Source organism: Streptomyces sp. NPDC031479 (genome assembly GCF_055581065.1).
In genome coordinates, this window is sequence record NZ_JBVIKC010000035.1 from 24067 (window position 1) to 40759 (window position 16693).

Annotated in this window: 12 protein-coding genes; 4 read left to right on the top strand and 8 right to left on the bottom strand. The window is 73.7% G+C overall.

What is annotated here, in order from left to right; all coding sequences use genetic code 11:
* The first annotated feature begins 97 nt into the window (after window positions 1-97).
* The 3 genes from ACZ5D2_RS29725 to ACZ5D2_RS29735 all read left to right on the top strand — a co-directional run bounded on the left by ACZ5D2_RS29725 (window position 98) and on the right by ACZ5D2_RS29735 (window position 5729).
* On the top strand, window positions 98-1963 hold the full coding sequence (locus ACZ5D2_RS29725; protein WP_371680716.1) for an HSP90 family protein: 1866 nt from the start codon (window positions 98-100) through the stop codon (window positions 1961-1963).
* 283 nt (window positions 1964-2246) lie between these two features.
* Entirely contained in the window at window positions 2247-5009 is a 2763-nt protein-coding gene (locus ACZ5D2_RS29730) for a hypothetical protein (RefSeq protein WP_468933546.1), read from the top strand.
* A 213-nt stretch (window positions 5010-5222) separates the two neighbouring features.
* Entirely contained in the window at window positions 5223-5729 is a 507-nt protein-coding gene (locus ACZ5D2_RS29735; RefSeq protein WP_371680718.1) for a DUF4232 domain-containing protein, read from the top strand.
* A gap of 19 nt (window positions 5730-5748) precedes the next feature.
* Here the strand turns inward: ACZ5D2_RS29735 and ACZ5D2_RS29740 are convergent, their stop codons facing one another.
* Window positions 5749-6840: a PP2C family protein-serine/threonine phosphatase gene (locus ACZ5D2_RS29740; RefSeq protein WP_371680719.1), complete on the bottom strand. Its 1092-nt coding sequence runs from the start codon at window positions 6838-6840 to the stop codon at window positions 5749-5751.
* A gap of 382 nt (window positions 6841-7222) precedes the next feature.
* On the opposite strand from ACZ5D2_RS29740, the gene ACZ5D2_RS29745 reads away from it, so the two are divergent.
* Window positions 7223-8314 (top strand): SDR family NAD(P)-dependent oxidoreductase, encoded by a 1092-nt coding sequence (locus ACZ5D2_RS29745; RefSeq protein WP_468933550.1) that lies wholly within the window; start codon window positions 7223-7225, stop codon window positions 8312-8314.
* A 100-nt stretch (window positions 8315-8414) separates the two neighbouring features.
* On the opposite strand, the gene ACZ5D2_RS29750 is transcribed toward ACZ5D2_RS29745, so the two are convergent.
* The 7 genes from ACZ5D2_RS29750 to ACZ5D2_RS29780 form a co-directional block, all read right to left on the bottom strand.
* The gene (locus ACZ5D2_RS29750; RefSeq protein WP_468933553.1) at window positions 8415-9482 is read right to left on the bottom strand and encodes an AraC-like ligand-binding domain-containing protein; all 1068 of its coding nucleotides are present in this window, start codon (window positions 9480-9482) and stop codon (window positions 8415-8417) included.
* Between the two features lie 222 nt (window positions 9483-9704).
* Window positions 9705-11018 (bottom strand): NADase-type glycan-binding domain-containing protein, encoded by a 1314-nt coding sequence (locus tag ACZ5D2_RS29755; RefSeq protein ID WP_468933555.1) that lies wholly within the window; start codon window positions 11016-11018, stop codon window positions 9705-9707.
* Window positions 11015-11587: a phage tail protein gene (locus ACZ5D2_RS29760; RefSeq protein ID WP_371680723.1), complete on the bottom strand. Its 573-nt coding sequence runs from the start codon at window positions 11585-11587 to the stop codon at window positions 11015-11017. The genes ACZ5D2_RS29755 and ACZ5D2_RS29760 overlap by 4 nt, the downstream gene beginning before the upstream one ends.
* The gene (locus ACZ5D2_RS29765) at window positions 11584-13542 is read right to left on the bottom strand and encodes a putative baseplate assembly protein (protein WP_468933558.1); all 1959 of its coding nucleotides are present in this window, start codon (window positions 13540-13542) and stop codon (window positions 11584-11586) included. Before ACZ5D2_RS29765 ends, ACZ5D2_RS29760 begins: the two co-directional genes overlap by 4 nt.
* Window positions 13542-13973 carry a GPW/gp25 family protein gene (locus ACZ5D2_RS29770; protein WP_371680726.1) on the bottom strand — a complete coding sequence of 144 codons (432 nt, stop codon included), beginning with the start codon at window positions 13971-13973 and terminating at the stop codon, window positions 13542-13544. Before ACZ5D2_RS29770 ends, ACZ5D2_RS29765 begins: the two co-directional genes overlap by 1 nt.
* Before the next feature lie 61 nt (window positions 13974-14034).
* Window positions 14035-15948, bottom strand: coding sequence for a VgrG-related protein (locus tag ACZ5D2_RS29775; protein WP_468933561.1), 1914 nt, complete (start codon window positions 15946-15948; stop codon window positions 14035-14037).
* Window positions 15948-16670 (bottom strand): CIS tube protein, encoded by a 723-nt coding sequence (locus ACZ5D2_RS29780; protein WP_371680729.1) that lies wholly within the window; start codon window positions 16668-16670, stop codon window positions 15948-15950. Before ACZ5D2_RS29780 ends, ACZ5D2_RS29775 begins: the two co-directional genes overlap by 1 nt.
* Window positions 16671-16693: the final 23 nt, after the last annotated feature.

Here is a 16693-nt window from a genome sequence, read left to right on the forward strand (position 1 = left end):
TCGCCCGCGCCGTGCCGGGCCGCCCCGCTCCGTCCCCGTGCCGAGCCGGGGCTCGGCCCCGCCCTGCCCGGGCACGCCCACAGAAGGACCCCGACCGGTGACCCACCCCGAGAACTCGCACACCTTCCAGGTCGACCTGCGCGGCCTCGTCGACCTGCTCTCCCACCACCTCTACTCCAGTCCCCGCGTCTACCTGCGGGAACTGCTCCAGAACGCCGTCGACGCCATCACCGCCCGGCAGGCCCTGCACCCCGGCGCCCCCGGCACCATCACGGTGCGCACCGGTGACACGCTCACCGTCACCGACACCGGAATCGGCCTGACGGAAGCCGACGTGCACCGCTTCCTGGCCACCATCGGACGCAGCTCCAAGCGGACCGCCGACGGGGCCCTGGACGGCGCCGGGCTCGACGCCGCCCGCGGCGAGTTCATCGGCCAGTTCGGCATCGGCCTGCTCGCCTGCTTCGTGGTGGCCGACGAGATCACCGTGGTCAGCCGGTCCGCCGCCGACCCGGCCGCTCCCGCCGTGGAATGGCGCGGCCACTCCGACGGCCGCTACACCATCCGTACGCTCGACGCCTCGGCCGTCCCCGAGCCGGGAACGACGGTCCGCCTCACCCCGCGCGCCGACAACGCGGAATGGACCGAGCCCCAGCGGGTCGTCGCGCTGGCCCGGCACTACGGGAGCCTGCTGCGCCACGAGGTGCGCGTGGCCGGCCCCGGAGGCGAGGCGCCCGAGCGCGTCAACGTGACACCGCCGTGGGAGCAGCGGCACCGCTCCCCGCTGGCCCGCCGCGAGGCACTGACCGCGTACTGCCGCGAGCAGTTCGACTTCACCCCGCTCGACACGATCGAGCTGGACCTGCCCGCCGCCGGGCTGCGCGGCGTCGCGTACGTCCTGCCGACGTCCGTGAGCCCCGCCCAGCGCGCCGGGCACCGCGTACACCTCAAGGGCATGCTGCTCACCGACCGGGCGCCCGAACTGCTCCCCGAGTGGGCGTTCTTCGTACGCTGCGTGGTCGACACCACCAGCCTGCGGCCGACGGCCTCCCGCGAGTCGCTGTACGAGGACGGCACCCTCGCCGCCGTACGGGACGCGCTGGGCGACCGGATCCGCGACTGGCTGACCGGGCTGGCGGCGAGCGACCCGGCGCTGCTGCACCGCTTCATCGACGTCCACCACCTCGCGGTGAAGGCCCTCGCACGCCACGACGACGAGCTGCTGCGCGTCGTGCTGCCGTGGCTGCCCTTCGAGACCACCGACGGCAACATCACCCTGGAGGAGTTCCTCCGGTCCCACCCGACGGTGCTGGTGACCCGTAGCGTCGAGGAGTTCCGGCAGGTCGCCCCCATCGCGTCCGCCGCCGGCCTGGGCGTCGTCAACGGCGGCTACACCTACGACCGCGACCTGGTGCACCGGCTGCCCGAGATCCGTCCCGGCACGGCCGTCACCGACCTCGACCCGGCTCTGGTCACCGCCCACCTGGACGCCGTGGACCCCACGGCGGAGCTGCGCGCGGCGACGTTCCTGGCCGTCGCCCGGGAAACCATCGGCGTGCACGACTGCGACGTGGTCCTGCGGGACTTCCAGCCCGTCACCGCCCCCGCCCTGCTGCTCGACAACCGGGAGGCGCGGCACGAGCGGACCCGGTCGAGCCTGGCGGCCGACGGCGACGGCCTGTGGGCCGACATCCTCGGCTCGCTCCACCAGGAGACCCCGCCCGCCCAGCTCGTCCTGAACCACCTCAACCCCCTGGTGCGCCAGGCGGTCACGATCGCCGAGCGCGGCCTCGCCGTCACCACCGCCGAGGCCCTCTACGGACAGGCGCTGCTGCTGAGCCGCCGGCCGCTGCGGGCCAGTGAGAGCGCCCTGCTCAACCGCGCGTTCATCGGTCTGCTCACCCACGCCATGCACAACGCCGGCCCGGACGCGTCCGGCGCCGAGCCCCGGAAGGAACTGTGATGCTGGACACCCCCGAGGCCGTGTTCGAGGCGCTCCGCGAGAACAACGGCCGGCCGTACGGGCTGCAGCGGACCGTCACCGCCGAGGAACTCGTCGAGGCGGCCGAGGCCCTGGAGAAGACGGACGTACTGGCGACGGCTCTGCTGGAGCTGATGTCGGCGTACGAGTTCACCGGCGAGCACCGCAAGGCCCCGGTGGTCTTCGCCCGGCTGCTCAAGCTGTGGGACACCGAACCGGGCGCGTTCAGCGAATGGGAGGCCCACCAGGTCTTCTGGCGGTTCAAGTGGGTCACCACGTCCCGCTCCAGGTCCCCGAGGTGCCGCTGGCCACCGTCGAGGGCTGGATCGACCGGATGCGCGGACGCTACGCCGACGCGGGCCACGACATGCAGCCCGTCGCGGCGATGCGCTACCACGTGGCCTCCCACACGGGAACCGGCGTGGCCGATGCCTACGACCTGTGGGCGACGCGCCCGCGCTGCGAGCTCAGCGACTGCGAGGCCTGTGAGGTACGCCAGTTCGCCGGGCACGCGGTGCGCACCGGCGACGACGCCTCGGCCCTCGAACACTGGCGTCCGGTCCTCTCCGGCGACCAGGGCTGCAGTGACGAGCCGCAGCTGAGCCAGGCGCGAGCGCTCCTGCCCCTGCTGCGCACCGGGCGCACCGACGAGGCCCGCTCCCACCACCTCACCGGCTACCGGAGGGTGCGCGGCAACACCGGCATGCAGGACGAGATCGGCATGCACCTGGAGTTCTGCGCGCTCTCGCGCAACGAGGGCCGCGGACTGGAGGTCCTCGCCGAGAACCGACCGCTGTTCGAGGCGACCGGCGCCCCGCTGTCCCGGCTGGGCTTCCTGACCGGTGTGGAGGTGCTGCTGGCCCGCATCGTCGGGGACGGCCACGAGGACACGGCCGTCGCGGGGCCGCCCGGCCGCGTGTGGACCGCCGGCGCGCTGCTCGCGCACGTCCGCGCCGAGGGGGACCGGCTCGGCGCGGCCTTCGACGCCCGCAACGGCAGCACCACCGTGGGGGACGTCCGCCGGGCGCGGCTCGCGCAGCCGCCGCTGCTCGACGAGCCGCTGCCGCTCGGACTGCGCACGGCGCTCCCGAAGCCCGCCGCGCCCGCCGCCGCCCCCGGTGCGGCGACCGCCACCGCGGCCGGCGCGGGGAGCGCCGCCGGTGCGCCGCCCATCCCGGAGGACTTCTTCGAGCTGGTGCGCGAGGCACGCCGCTTGACCGTGGTGGGGCACCCCGGCGGCACCCGCCTGTGGCGCCGGGTCACCGAGCGCCTCGACGACGGCAGCGCCACCCACGACGACCGGCTCGGCCCGGAGGACCTGCTGCTCGCGGAACTGGCGGAGCACCGGGCGTACGAACTCTCACAGGAGGACCACGAAGACGAGTCCGCGGCCGAGCTCGAACGGGCGGGCGAGCTGTACGACGCGCTCGGCAAGCCCTGGCACGCCCTGGCCCTGCGGGCCCACGCCTTCGCACGGCTGACCATCGGGCAGGACGAGAAGGCCCGCGAGGCGCCCGACGATGCCGCGGACCCGGCGGCCCGTCACCCGGACGCCGCCGAGATCCGGGCCACCGTCGACAAGACCCTGCGGCTTGCCGAGGACCTCAAGGTCACGGCGCCCCTCACGGAGGGGGCCTCGGAGGAGGAGGCGGCCGGGTCCGGCGCCGACACCGCCGCGCAGCGCGTACAGGAGTACCTCGTCACCCTGCACGCGTGCGCCCTGGCCGCCCACCAGGCGACGCGGGAGGAGGACCCGTCCGTGCTGGAGTGGGCGAAGGGGGTCGGCGGTACGCTGCGCGCCGAGGCCGAGCGCCTGTCCGTCCCCCACCAGGTCGCCGCCGCACGGCTGTTCACGGCCGACCGGGCCGCGCGCCGCGACGACCTCGCCACGGCCGAGACGGAGATGCGGGCGGCCCTGACCGAGCTGACCGCCGGCGAACGCCCCTGGCGGGCCGCTCGCGTACGGGCCAGGCTCGCCCAGATCCTGCTGGCGCGGCAGGAGCCGGCGGAGGCCGCGGAACTCCTGCACCAGGCCGTCGCCGACGCCGTGCGGTACGACGACGCGGACTTCCCGCTGGCCCCGACGTACGCCCTGCTCGCTCACGCCGCGGCCCACATGCGGGACGCGACCGGCGCGGTGCGCCACTTCTCGGAGGCGGCCGACCGCTACGACCGCGAGGGTGCGTCCCGGGAAGCCACCGACGTCCGCCTGCAACTGGCCGACGTCCTGGCGCGCAACGGCAGGCAGGCCGACGCGGTCGCCGTCCTGGAGTCGGTCCTGTCCGGCCTGCCGGACGCCTCCGCCGCCGGGGCCGGAGGGGACGACGAGCGCTTGAGCGCCCACGTGAGGCTGACCCTGGCCAGGGGGCTGCGGGAGCTGGAGGAGTACCTGCCGGCGGCGGAGGAGTTCCTGAGGGTGGCCGACGCCGTCGCGACCTGGCAGGAGGACCGCGAGATCCACACCATGGTGGCGGCCGAGGCGGCGACGGCGCTGCTGCTGGCCGACCGGCGGGACGCGGCCCGTACGGCCTATCAGCGCGCGGTCGACGCCCATGCGCAGGCCCCGAACGCCTCCTTCGTCATCCAGATGATGTGCGAGTTCGCACGGCTGACGGTGCGCGGCCGCGAGGCGGAGGGCCTGGAGGAGGCACTGGAGCACCTGACGCGTGCGGACGCGGTGCGCGCGGCGGCTCCGCAGGACGACGAGTGCTTCGTCCCCTGGTACCAGAACGGCGCCGTGCGCTACCGCCGTGCCCGGGTGCTCGCCGAGGTGGAACGCTTCCACGAGGCCCTCGCCGAGGGCGAGGCCGCCGTGGCCGCGTACGAGGAGGGCGGCGCGGACGGCGAGGTGCCGCGCGCAGAAGCCGTCCGCGTCACGGCCCTGATCGAGGGAACCGGCCTCGGCCGTTACGACGACGCGGTCATCCGCCTGTCGTCGGCCATCGACCGCTGTCGCGCGGCGGACCTGGACGAAGCGGCGCGGATCCTCGACGCCCTGCGCCAGGACTTCCGCAACCGGGCGTCCTGAGGGCCGGACCGCCCGGGCGCTCCCGCCCGGGCGGTCCGCGGGCCGGGCGTCCGGCCGGGCCCGGAAGGGCACTCCCGGCTGTTTCCGCGCAAGAGTGGCTTTGTCGGCGTTTCGGGACATTGGGGCGATGGGGCGTCGGGCAGGGATCCCTCCGACCCGTGGTTCCGCGGGGAAGGCCCGCGGAACCGGTCCGAAAACCAGGGAGAGTCCAGAATGCGCACCAGCCGCACGTCCGCCACCGCCGCTGTCGTCGCCGTCACTCTGGCGGCCATCGCGGGCGCGGGCACCGCGCGGGCCGCGACGGCGGGCGCCGTCGCCGCCCCGTCGGCCTGCCGTCCGGCCAACCACCTCGCGAAGATCACGCGGGACCAGGCCAGCGCCGGGCACGTCCACTTCCGGGTCACGCTGACCGCGCCGAAGGGCTACGCGCCGTGCCGACTCGCCGGCTCCCCGACCGATGTGGCCTTCTCGCTGCGCGGCACAGCGCTGGGCACCACGGCCGGTCGGTACGGCGACCAGACCGCACCGGTGACCTTCGGTCCGGGACGACCCGTCCACTTCGACATCCAGGTCCCCGACAACGGGCACGGCACCCCGGCGGACGAGGCGTCGTTCACGCTCAGGGCTCCCGGCGGCGAGATCCCGGGCGCCTCGGTCGCCGAAGGCCGCTTCGAGGTGGCCGCCGGTACCCTCGTCGGCCCGGTCCGGCCCGGCGCCTGACCCCGCGGGGTTCTGAGCCTCAGGGCTCGTACAGGCGGACGGCCAGGGCGGCGATGTCGTCGTCGAGGCGCCCCCTGCTGTGGTGGACGAGGTCGCGGTGGAGGGCCGTGAGCAGTTCGCGGGGCGGCGTCGGGGGCTGTCGGCCCATCCAATCCGCCAGCGGGAAGAACTCGCCGTCTCGGGCACGCGCCTCGGCGATCCCGTCGGTGTAGAGGAGCAGCAGGTCACCGGCGGTGAAGTCGAAGGTGTCGACGCTGTAGTGATCGCCGATCAGCTCGGCGAGGCTGAGCAGCGGCGAGGGGTTCGCGGGATCAAGGGTGTGGACGTTCCTGCGGTTCAGGAGCAGCGGCGGGGGGTGTCCGCAGTTGAGGATGTCGATGTGTCCGCCCTCGCGCGGGATCTGGACGAGAAGGGCGGTGGCGAAGCGCTCCATCGGGCCTTCCGGGGGGAAGGAGGAGTTGTAGCGGGTGCTGCTGGCATCCATCCTGCGTGCGACGTTCACCAGGTCGGTCTCGTCGTAGGCGGCCTCCCGGAAGGCGTTGACGATCGCCGCGGCCGCCCCCACCGCCGGCAGTCCCTTGCCCCGCACGTCACCGATGAGCAGCCTGACCCCGTACGGAGTGTCGACCACCTCGTAGAAGTCCCCGCCGATGCGGGCCTCCGCCGCGGCCGCGAGGTACAGCGACTCGATCTCGATGTTCCCGAGGCGGCTGGGCAGGGGGCTGAGCACCACCTGCTGCGCCGCGTCGGCGACGAGCCGTAGCTGGAGGAGGGTGCGCTCGCGCTGGAGCCGGAGGTGGCTTCCGTACGCCGCGGCCACGGTCACCGCGATGATCCCCGCGGCCGTCCACCACGTTCCCAGATCGGGGAAGACCAGGCTGAGGCCGATCATCAGGAGGAGGCAGACCGTGCCGAGCAGAACGGTGGGGAGGACCGGCCACATGGCGGCGGCCAGCGCCGGCGCCGCCGGCAGGAGGCGGCTGAAGGCCAGCTCCGGCGGAGTGGCATAGGCCAGGCTGGCGATCACGACGGTCAGAATGACCGGCGACAGCCGCACAAGCCACCCCCGGCCGTAGCGCCGACGGAGCCCCGGCCGTCCAGACTCGATCACACTTCCCAGAATATCCGTGCAATGAAGGCACAGCACTCCGGCGAACGGACCCGCGGGCCCGCTCCCGACCGGCTGAACGGCCCGCGGCGGCGGCTGGAGCGGCCCCGTCGGCGGTGCCACCAAGGCCCGAATTCGAATGCTTAAGCGAATTTATGGGGGGTGGGGTGAACGGGTCCGCGGCCGATGTGTGGGGCGCCGCCGAGTGCGGCGGCGGGACGCACACCCACGACGGGTCGGCACCGTGTCGGTGGGATGTCGGCCGTCGGGCGGGACTGTCGGTGAGCGGTGGGGGATGTGTCGGCGGCCGCTGGAACCGTGGTGGGTGTCGAGTTGCCCGCATGCAGCGGCAGCCGTTGTCACCAGCAGGGGAGTCTCCGTCGCCGTGTCGTCCGCATCCTCCATTCCGCCCTGGAACGTCCGACGCCCGCCGCGTGCCGATGGCAGTGTCTTCCTGGTCACCGGCGGCAACGCCGGTATCGGGTACTTCGTCGCGGAACAGTTGTCGGCAACCGGAGCGACCGTCGTGCTCGGCAGCCGGAATCCCGTGAAGGCCGAGGCCGCCCTGGCGTCGATACGCGCACGTGTCGCCGGTGCGCGGGTGCGGGCCGTTCCGCTGGACCTCGCCGACCTCTCCTCACTGCGATCAGTGGTGGAGTCGCTGGGGGTGGAGTGCCTTGACGCGGTGGTCCACAACGCGGGTGTCGCGCTCGACGACCCCGCGCGCAGGGAGACGGAGGACGGCCACGAGCTCATGTTCGGCACGAACCACCTCGGGCACTTCGCGTTGACCCGGTGGCTGATGCCACTGCTGTCGGCCGCGCCGGCGGGTCGCGTCGTGACCATGGGCAGCTTCGCGGCGAAGTCGGAGCGGCTCGACCCGGACGACCTGCACTCCCGGAAGGACTACCGGCCCAAGCGTTCCTATGGACGTTCCAAGCTGGCGCAGATGTACTTCGGGGTCGAACTCGACCGCCGCCTGCGCGCCGTCGGCGCCGCGGTGGCGAGCGTGGTGGTCCATCCCGGCGGCGCGCTGGACTCCCTCACCCCGTCCCGGCCGCCGATCCATGTGCGCACCGCCCGGGCACGGCTGGGCGCGGCACCCGCGGCCTTCCTCGTCCAGGGCAAACACGCCGGCGCGTGGCCCGCGGTCCGAGCGGTGCTCGACCCGACCGTGCGTGGAGGCCAGCTGTGGGGACCGCGCGTCTTCGGCCTGCGCGGCGAGCCCCGACCCGAACCGGTGTGGAACCACCTTGCCGACGCCTCCGTCGCGGCGCGGCTGTGGGACGCGAGCCGCGACCTGACCGGCGTCGACCCCGGTGCCGTCCTGGGACAGCCTCTGGCCCGCGCCCACCGCGTCCCGGCAGGACACCGCCCGAACCACCCTCCGGCCGAATCGGTCACCGGGACCGGCCCGTCTCCCCCGCGCGGGGGAGACGGACCGGTCCTCGGACCTCCGGGGCGCGGCCGGGTATGAGCGGCGAGACCCCCGTACCCGCCAGGCCCATCATCCGCGGTGCGCCTCGTCAGAGGATCTCGGCCAGGCACCAGGCGGGGCTGTCGCCCCCTGGATCCGTTCACCCTGGGGCGGTATCTCCAGAGGGGAATCTAAGTCCGGGCAGCCCGCGGTGGTGTGCGTGGAGTGCTCGGATCCTGTGCTCCGCGTGCCCTGGGGCGGCCGGGGAGGAGGGCAGGGAGGACGCACGGTGTTCGCTCGGGGTGATCCCGTACGCCTCGCGGAACGCCCGGCTGAACGCGGTGGCGCTGGAGAAGCCCCAGCGGGCCGCGATCACTTGCACGGCCCGGCCGCGCAGTTCCGCGCACGCGAGGTCGGCGTGGGCCCGCTCCAGCCGGCGTTGGCGGATGAGTGCCGAGACGGTCAGGGGCTGGTCCCGGAAGAGGGCGTGGAGGCGGCGCAGGGACATGTTGTGCCGTTCGGCGATCACCTGGGGAGTCAGCCCCGGATCACCGAGATTGTTCTCGACGAAGCGGTGGATCCGCTGCAGAGCCTCCTGCGCACGGGCCTCGGCAGGTGCCCGGCCGGGGTCGCCGAGCTGCTGCGCGAGGAACGCGGTGGCCAGGTCGAGGGTGATGGACCCCATCGCGCGCAGCTCCTCCGGGCGGCAGTGCGGGCCACGTGTGAGCAGGGTCTTCAGGAAGTCGGCGAGGATCGCGCCCGTCCCCGTGTCCGCCGCCAGGCTCCGCGCGAGGAGGCCGTCCACCCGGTCCGCGCCCAGCGCCAGGACCTGACGGGGAATCTGCACGACCAGCGTCTCGGTCTGCGCGCCCGTGCACGCCCCCTCGCTCGGTCGCGAGGTGTCCGTGAGCACGAGTGCCCCCGCGACGATCGATTCGTTGCCCCGCTGCGAGATCCTGACGCCGCCCCGTGTGACGAGCGCCAGCTGCACGTGCTCGGGATCGCCGCGCCGGACGTGGGCGGGGGTGCGGCGCGAGAGCACCGGTGAGCAGCTGACCGCGGAAAGCCCCACCACGCCGAGGTCCAGGTACGTGATGCCCGCGCGGAAGTCGGCCGCATGAGGGGTGTTGAGCATGACGGGCATCACATCGCTGGACACCGTCTCGCAGAACCAGTCGAACCTGTCCTCGCGCACACCGGCAGCATCCGGCACACCCAACACACCCATGCGATCCCCCACAAACCTTGACGTGGCGGCGATCCGGCACCGTACCGGTTGTCGCAAGGCCTTGCCCCACCCCACCGCCACGTGATGCATTGTCGGCCATGCCGGTCCACGGCCCCCGCACCGGGCGCGGGCGGGGCGGCCGGTGGGGGTGCCGGCCGGTGCGGGGGGTGATGTGGCATCACCCCCCGCGGTCTGTCGGGTGTGGGGACTGGGGTGGTGCGGTCAGGAGCGGTTGGCGTTCGACGGGCCGAAGAACTCGATCTCCGAAATGGCGACCTGCTTCTCGGCGGAGGCCGCGTGCGACGACTCGACGGTGAAGCGGACCTTCGTGACCTCGCCGACCCGGAACGGGCGCCGCTGGCCGCCCGCCCCCTGATCCAGGGTCAGCCGGCGCGTGGTGACCTTGCCGTCCTTACCGGTGATCGTCGCCGTGACGCGGTGCGGCAGGGCGGACTCCCCGATCTTGTCGGCCCGCGCGGAGACGCCCGGGGTGATGATCAGGTCCAGCAGCCGGGTCGGCTCGCTGAAGTCGGCCTCGATCCACTCGCCCTGGCCGGACTGCGAGACGCCGGGCCCCCACCAGGTGTTGCTGCGCTTGTCGAAGGCGAGCTCCGGCGCGTGGTCGGGATAGGAACGGGAGGCCGCCATCCGGTCCGGGGCGACCGGGGCACGCTTGGCGAAGTGGTCCAGGGTGGTCCGGACGCCGTCGGGCAGGTACACGAAGCCCAGGATCGCCAGGGTGACGACGACCGCGAGGGTGATCCAGGTGCCGATCCGGTCGAAGACGCGGCGCAGCCGGGGACGTTCGCCCGCCCACGGCGTCTCGCGGCGCCGCCCGCCGAAGAGCCGGCGCCACCAGGGCGCCCTTCCGGGTGCGGAGGCCTCGCCGGTCTCGGCCAGCGGCATCGCGCAGCGCACGCAGTAGTGGCGGTCGGGCGGGTTGGGCGTCGAGCACCACCGGCACGGCGGGCCGCCCGCGACGCCGGGCTGCTCTCCCGGGGTGCGTACCGCGGGCCGGTCGGCGTCCGGCCGTCCGGGCAGGACGGGCCCGGCGCCCGCCGGAGCGGGGTGCGGCGACTCCGGGTCCGCCACGGGCACCAGGAGGGAGCGCGCCCGGTCGGACATGGTGTCGCTGAGCGGCTGCGGCTGCGGGGTGGCGGCTACCGGCCCGGACGGTGCGGTGTCCTGGGGTGAAGGGGTGCCCGGGGGTGTCCGAGCGGGGCCGGCGGGCTGCCCGCCGGCGGGGGCACGGGGCGGAGCGGCCGGCGCCGGCTCCTCCTGCCCCTGCTGCTCCGCCGGATCCGGCGCCGACCCCGGGGAACCGCCGGCGGCCCGCGCCGGCCGTTCCGTACGGGCCGCGTCCTCGTGCGGGGTCCGCGACGCGTCCGCGGCGGGCCCGCCGGGCTGCTGGGACGGGTCGGCGGGCCGCGTGGCGCGGGCGTCCTGGTCCCAGCGGAGCACGGCGCCGCACGCGTCGCAGAAGGACTGGCCCGGTTCCGCGCGCGTTCCGCACTCGGCACAGTTCTGCGTGGTCATCTCTGCGGGGTCCTTTCGGCGGCCGTCACTTCGACCGTGTAGGGCATGTGGGCGGGCCGGGCGGCGGCGACGAGGGAGTCCAGTCGGTGGGCGTCGGCCGGCGTCGGGTCGGGCAGCCGGAGGCTGACGTGGAGGCGGGGGCGCGGGGCGCCGGGGAAGGGGCCGAGCGGGCGGGCGCTCCAGTCGGCGGCGCCGCTCTCGGTGATGTCGGGTACGACGCCGAACGCCAGCCGTACCGCCTCCGCGAGGCCCCGGCGCGTGCCGCGGATCCGGTGCAGCGCGACGGCGGCCGCGACGGCGGCCCGCAGCCGCGGCTCGGGCTCGCTGCCGTCGGTCTCGGCGCCCACCCAGCCGCCGAGCCACCGGGCGAAGTCGGCCGGGGTCAACGCCGGGTCGAAATAGGTGTCCAGGCAGTCCAGGACGTTCAGGATGGGTGCGAGCACGTCGTCGAGTCCACCGACGAACCGCTGCGCCAGGTCGTCGTCGGCGAAGACGGCCGGGAGCATCGTGCCCAGGGGGAGCGAGGAGCCGAGCCCGTCGACGGAGCCACGGTGGGCGGCGGCCGTCATGCGCCGTCCCCGATCACGCGGACGCGGTGGTCGTAGGAGAAGACCAGCGAGGGCCGTTCCAGGTCGATGCGGTCGGTGGGGTTGCCGCGTCGTCCGGTGAGGGGGTCGGCCGGGTGCAGGACGACCTCGTCGACCAGTTCCACGCCGGGGACCCGCTGCAGGACCGCGAACAGCTCGCCGGTCTGGACGGGCCGGCCGAAGGGCCAGCCCTGGCCGTCCGCGCCGCCGGTCAGCGGGTCGAGGTGGCGGTAGAGCGCGTCGTGCGCCTGGCGGCGCACCCGGTCGGTGTCGACGCCGCGGAAGGCGTGCACCGTGGCGACGACGGTGACGCCCTGGTAGTACGGCGGGCCGACGGCCAGCCGGGTGCCGACGAGACGGCGTTCGTCGAGGTGACGGGTGATCCGGCCCAGCAGCGCGTCACCGGGCACGAGCTGTTCGAACCGCAGCCGCCCGCCAGGATCGGGGACGGCCTGGGGGACGACGAGGACGCGGACCGCGTAGGCGCCGTGCTCGCCCTCCTCGCCCTCCAGGCAGGTGATGCGCGCGGTCTCGGGCGCGGCCCGGCGGGCGAGCTCCTCGTAGTCGCGCAGGGTGACGGCGCGGTCCTGGGCGCGGAGGGTGATCGGTGCCCGCAGCTTGGCCTCCTCCACCGTCTCGCCGTCGACACCGCCGCGCGCCGCCTCCCGGTTGACGACCTCCGCGACGTACGGGACGGAGGTGCGCAACACCTGCACGGCGCCGCGTGCCACGTTGCCGTCGCGTCCCCCGCCGGTGCGGTAGCGGTGGGCGCGGACGACGGAACCCTTGGGGGCGACCGCCCCGTACTGGCGCAGTGACCCGTCCGGTTCCCGGACGGCCGGGCCGAAGGCGATCTCGCCGGTGGCGGCGTCCAGGGTGACGTGGTGGTCGCCGGGGCGGGAGGCGGCGAAGTGCGGGACCACCCGCCAGTCCTGCCAGCCGTCGTCGGCGGCGGTCTGCAGGAGGAGCGGCGGGTCATCGGCGACGACCGGGGCGTGGGCCAGCCGCAGCCGCTGGCCGGGCAGTCCGGTGGCTTCGCCCAGGGCCTCGTCGTGGACGGTCTCCGCGTGCACGGCGCGCGTGGTGCCGCCGATCGTGTAGGCCTCGACGGAACGGATGCTCGGCGAGGTGGTGTAGAAGGGCTGGCCCGGCAGCGGATCGGTGACGCGGCAGCGGACCCAGCCGGCTTCGTGCCCGCCGTTGCGCGAGAGCACATGACCACCGGGCAGGTGCAGGACGACGTCGCCGGGCCGGTTGAGACCGCCCGTGCCGTCCCGGTCCACCTCGCACGGCTGCCAGCCGTCCTCGGTCCACGCTTCCCACACGAGCGGGGGCTGGCGGGGATCGACACCGACGCCGTCGACGCGGCTGTCGAGTTCCAGCGCGAGCGCGCAGTACGGAGCGGCCGCGGTCAGACCGATGAGCATGCAGTCGCCGGGTACCGGGGCCTCGGCGAAGCACAGCACGTCCTTGCGCTCGTCGAGTTCCGTGGTGCGGTCCGCGACCGGCTGCCCCCGGTGCTGCACCACCACGTGGGACAGCGCGCACGGGACGACGGCCAGGTCGCGCTCGGTGGCGAAGACGACGGCCTCTTCCCGCTCGGTGCGCAACGTCGCGACCTCGGCACCGGCCGGGACCAGGATCACGTCCTCCTGGGGCGCGGACAGCCAGAAGGTGACGTCCGTGCGCGCGGCGGAGGGCGGGAAGAGGGTGATGCCCACCAGGTCGAGGAAGGCGAGGTGGTTCTTCTCCGGGACGCGGTTGAGGCGGTAGACGATCTGGTCGGCCATGTGCGCGACCGTCTCGACGAGCGTGATGCCGGGGTCGGAGACGTTGTGGTCGGTCCACTCCGGGGCGCGCTGCTGGATGTAGCGCTTGGCGTCGTCGACGAACTGCTGGAAGCGCCGGTCGTCGAGGTTGGGGGAGGGCAGGGACATCAGAGGTCGCTTTCCGAGGAGCCCGGCGCGCCCGGCTCGTCGTGGCTGGGGATGACGTAGAAGGGGAAGACGAGGCTGCGCGGGTTGTTGGTCCCGCGGATGGAGTACCGGACGTCGATGAACAGGACGCCCTGGTCGGCGCCGGCGGAGACCTCCACGTCGTGGACCTCGATCCGGGGTTCCCAGCGGTCCAGGCCCACGTGCACCTCGTGCTGGATGCGTCCCGCGGTCTGCTCGTTGACCGGGGCGAAGACGAGGTCGTGGATGGCGCAGCCGAACTCCGGGCGCATCGGCCGCTCGCCGGGAGCGGTGGCCAGCACGAGCCGGATGGCCTCCTCGATCTCGCGCTCGCCGCTGACCAGCGCGATGCCCCCGGTGGGGCCGATGCGCAGGGGGAACGCCCAGCCGGAGCCGACGAACTGTTCGGCCATCAGGGGGCCACCTGCCTTTTCCTTCCGCCGGCTGCGCGGGCGCGCCGGCGCGGTCGTCCGGTCATGCGGGGAGGGGGTACTTCACGGTGTTGACGAAAACGAGGCCCTGGAGGTCGAGCCGGACGGCGCGGATGCCGACGTTGGCGACGGAGTTGACCTGGACCGTGCCGACGGAGGAGATCATCGCGGCGCCCAGGGTCTTGAGGCTGAGTGCGCCGACCGCGTCCATGCTGACGGCGCCCAGCGACTTGATGTTGACGACGCCGCTGCCCTGGATGTCGAGGGGGCCGCCGCTCTTGATGGTGAGCCGGCGCCGGGCGCTGAGCGTCAGGTCGGTTCCGGCTTCGACGGACACCGAGCGGCCGCCCTTGATGGTCACCGACCCCTTGCTGTCCACGGTGATCTCCGTCTGGGTCCGGTCGAGGTTGATGGTCAGCCGGTCGTCACCGCTGGCGATGCGGACGCCTTGCCTCCGGCGGCCGGTCCGCTGGCTGAGCAGGTCGACGCGGTTGCCCTGCCGGTCGGACACCGTGTGGCGGGCGGCCTTCCGCTTCAGCCCGTCGTGCAGGGGCACGTCGTCGACCCGGGTCGGCAGGTCCCGGCCGTTGTAGAGCCCGCCGATCACGAACGGGTGGTCCAGCGCGCCCCGGTCGAAGGCGACCAGCACCTCGTCCCCGACGTCCATAGGGAAGACGCCGCCGCCGCCCACCCCGCCGGACTGCACGCTGCGGGCCCAGTCGCTCACGTACGTGTTGTCCAGCCACGGGAACTGGAGCTTGACCCGCCCCTGCTTCAGCGGGTCCTGCACGTCGGTGACGATGGCGTTCGCCACGCCGGGCAGCCGGGCGGCGCTCGTGGTGTCCGCGCCGCCCCCGCCCGATGCCAGCCCGTACAGGGAGCGCCACTGACGGCCGCTCACCGTGATCCACGACTCGTAGTGCCTGCCGTCGCCGAAGACGTGCCGCACGGAGGTGACGGTGTACTTGCCCTCGAAGGGCCTGCCCACGTCGCCGAGGGCCACGGGCACGCCCGGCCGCAGCTCGGGATTGCCGTACACGGCGACCTCCAGCTCCGCGAACGACGAGGTGACGTCGGCGGCGAGGGCTTTGGCGGCGTACTGGACCTCGTCCTGCCGGTCGTACGGCGTGGCGGTCTCGACGAGCTGCGCCGACGGGAACTTCCCGGCCGCCTGGCCCGGCGTGAGGCCGATGGAGATGCCGGGGTCGGTGGTGACCGGGGCCGTCTCGACGATCCTCTTCTTGGTGGTGACGTTCCAGCCGCGCGACTCGACCGTGCCGACCTGGTCGGCGGCGGTGACCGCCGCCCGCAGCCGGAGGATGTCGTGGCCGGCCTGGAGGACGAAGGGGCTCTTGTCACCGTCGGTCCGCGGGGACGGAGCGCCGGCCGACGGAGTCGGCGTGACGAACCGGAACTTCCCCTGGGCGTCCAGGGACATCACCATGTCGTTCTCGTCCGCGAGCCGGGAGAGGAAGTCCCAGTCGGTGACGTTGGACTGGCTGACGAAGCCGTACGTGCCCTTCGTCGACTGGATCCGGCCGATCGGCACGCCGTCCAGGGCGGCGAGCTTGCGGGCGATGTCGGAGGCCTTCTGGTTGCGGTACGCGACGACACGGCGCCGGCGCATCATCCGGTGCCCGAAGTCGTAGCCGCGGATCACGGTGAAGCTTCCGGTGCCGTCGTAGTCGGCTTCCAACGCGGTGACCTCGCCGGTCAGGAGCGGCTTGCCGCCCCCCTGGCCGTCGGAGATCGGCGTGAGGACCACCCTCGTGCCGAAGGTGACGCCGAGCTTGCCGAGGACGAGGCGGTACGGATCGCGGAAGGTCAGCCGGAACGCGGCGGGCACGTTGACGCCCTGGTCGACCCAGCCCTCCACGAGCAGCGGGGCGATGTCGTCCGGGAGCTTGGCGGCACCGATCCGCACCTGCATGATGCTGGAGAACGCGGGACGCACCATCAGCGCGACACCTCCTCGGGCGCCGGCAGCACCAGCTCGGTGCCGGTCGCCAGCCGGGACGGGTCGTCGATGCCGTTGAGCTCGGCGATCGCCCGCCAGACGGTGGCCGAGCCGTACTCCCGCCACGCCAGCGACTGCAGGGAGTCGCCGGCCACCACCCGGTGCACGCGCTGCGCGGTGAGCGCGCCCGAGGTCGGGTTCTGCCCCTTGGTCTTCCCCGGGATCTCCACCAGGTGCACCTGACAGGTGGCACGGATGGGCACGCCCGTCGTGCCGAAGAGGCTGTACGAGGCCTCGACCGAGCCCACGTAGGCGACGAACCGGGCCGTGGAGAAGGACCCCCACTCGAACACCACCCACGGCGGCGACGGCTGGTCGGCGGCGATGCTCTTCGCCGTCACCTCGCAGCAGTCCAGCAGCGATTCGACCTTCTTGAGCACCGTGTTGGCGGTCGGCGCGGCCGACGAGTCCAGGAAGATCTCCAGGGTCATCTCGCGCGGCTCGGCGCCCATGAACTCCGGCTTGGAGCCGTCGCGCACGGCCATCGTCGGCGTGGCCTTCCACTGCGCCCGCTGACTCAGCGACAGCTGCGCCGGATTGAACTCGAAGCCGAACGTCCGCATCAGTGCCCCGGGCGTCGTGCTCGTCCCGACCGGGGGCTCGTGGATCGCCAGCGTCGCGCGCACCAGGCTCTTGCCGGCGCCCCTGCTGCTCGTGGCCATGGGTGTGCCTCCTCTCCGCTCCG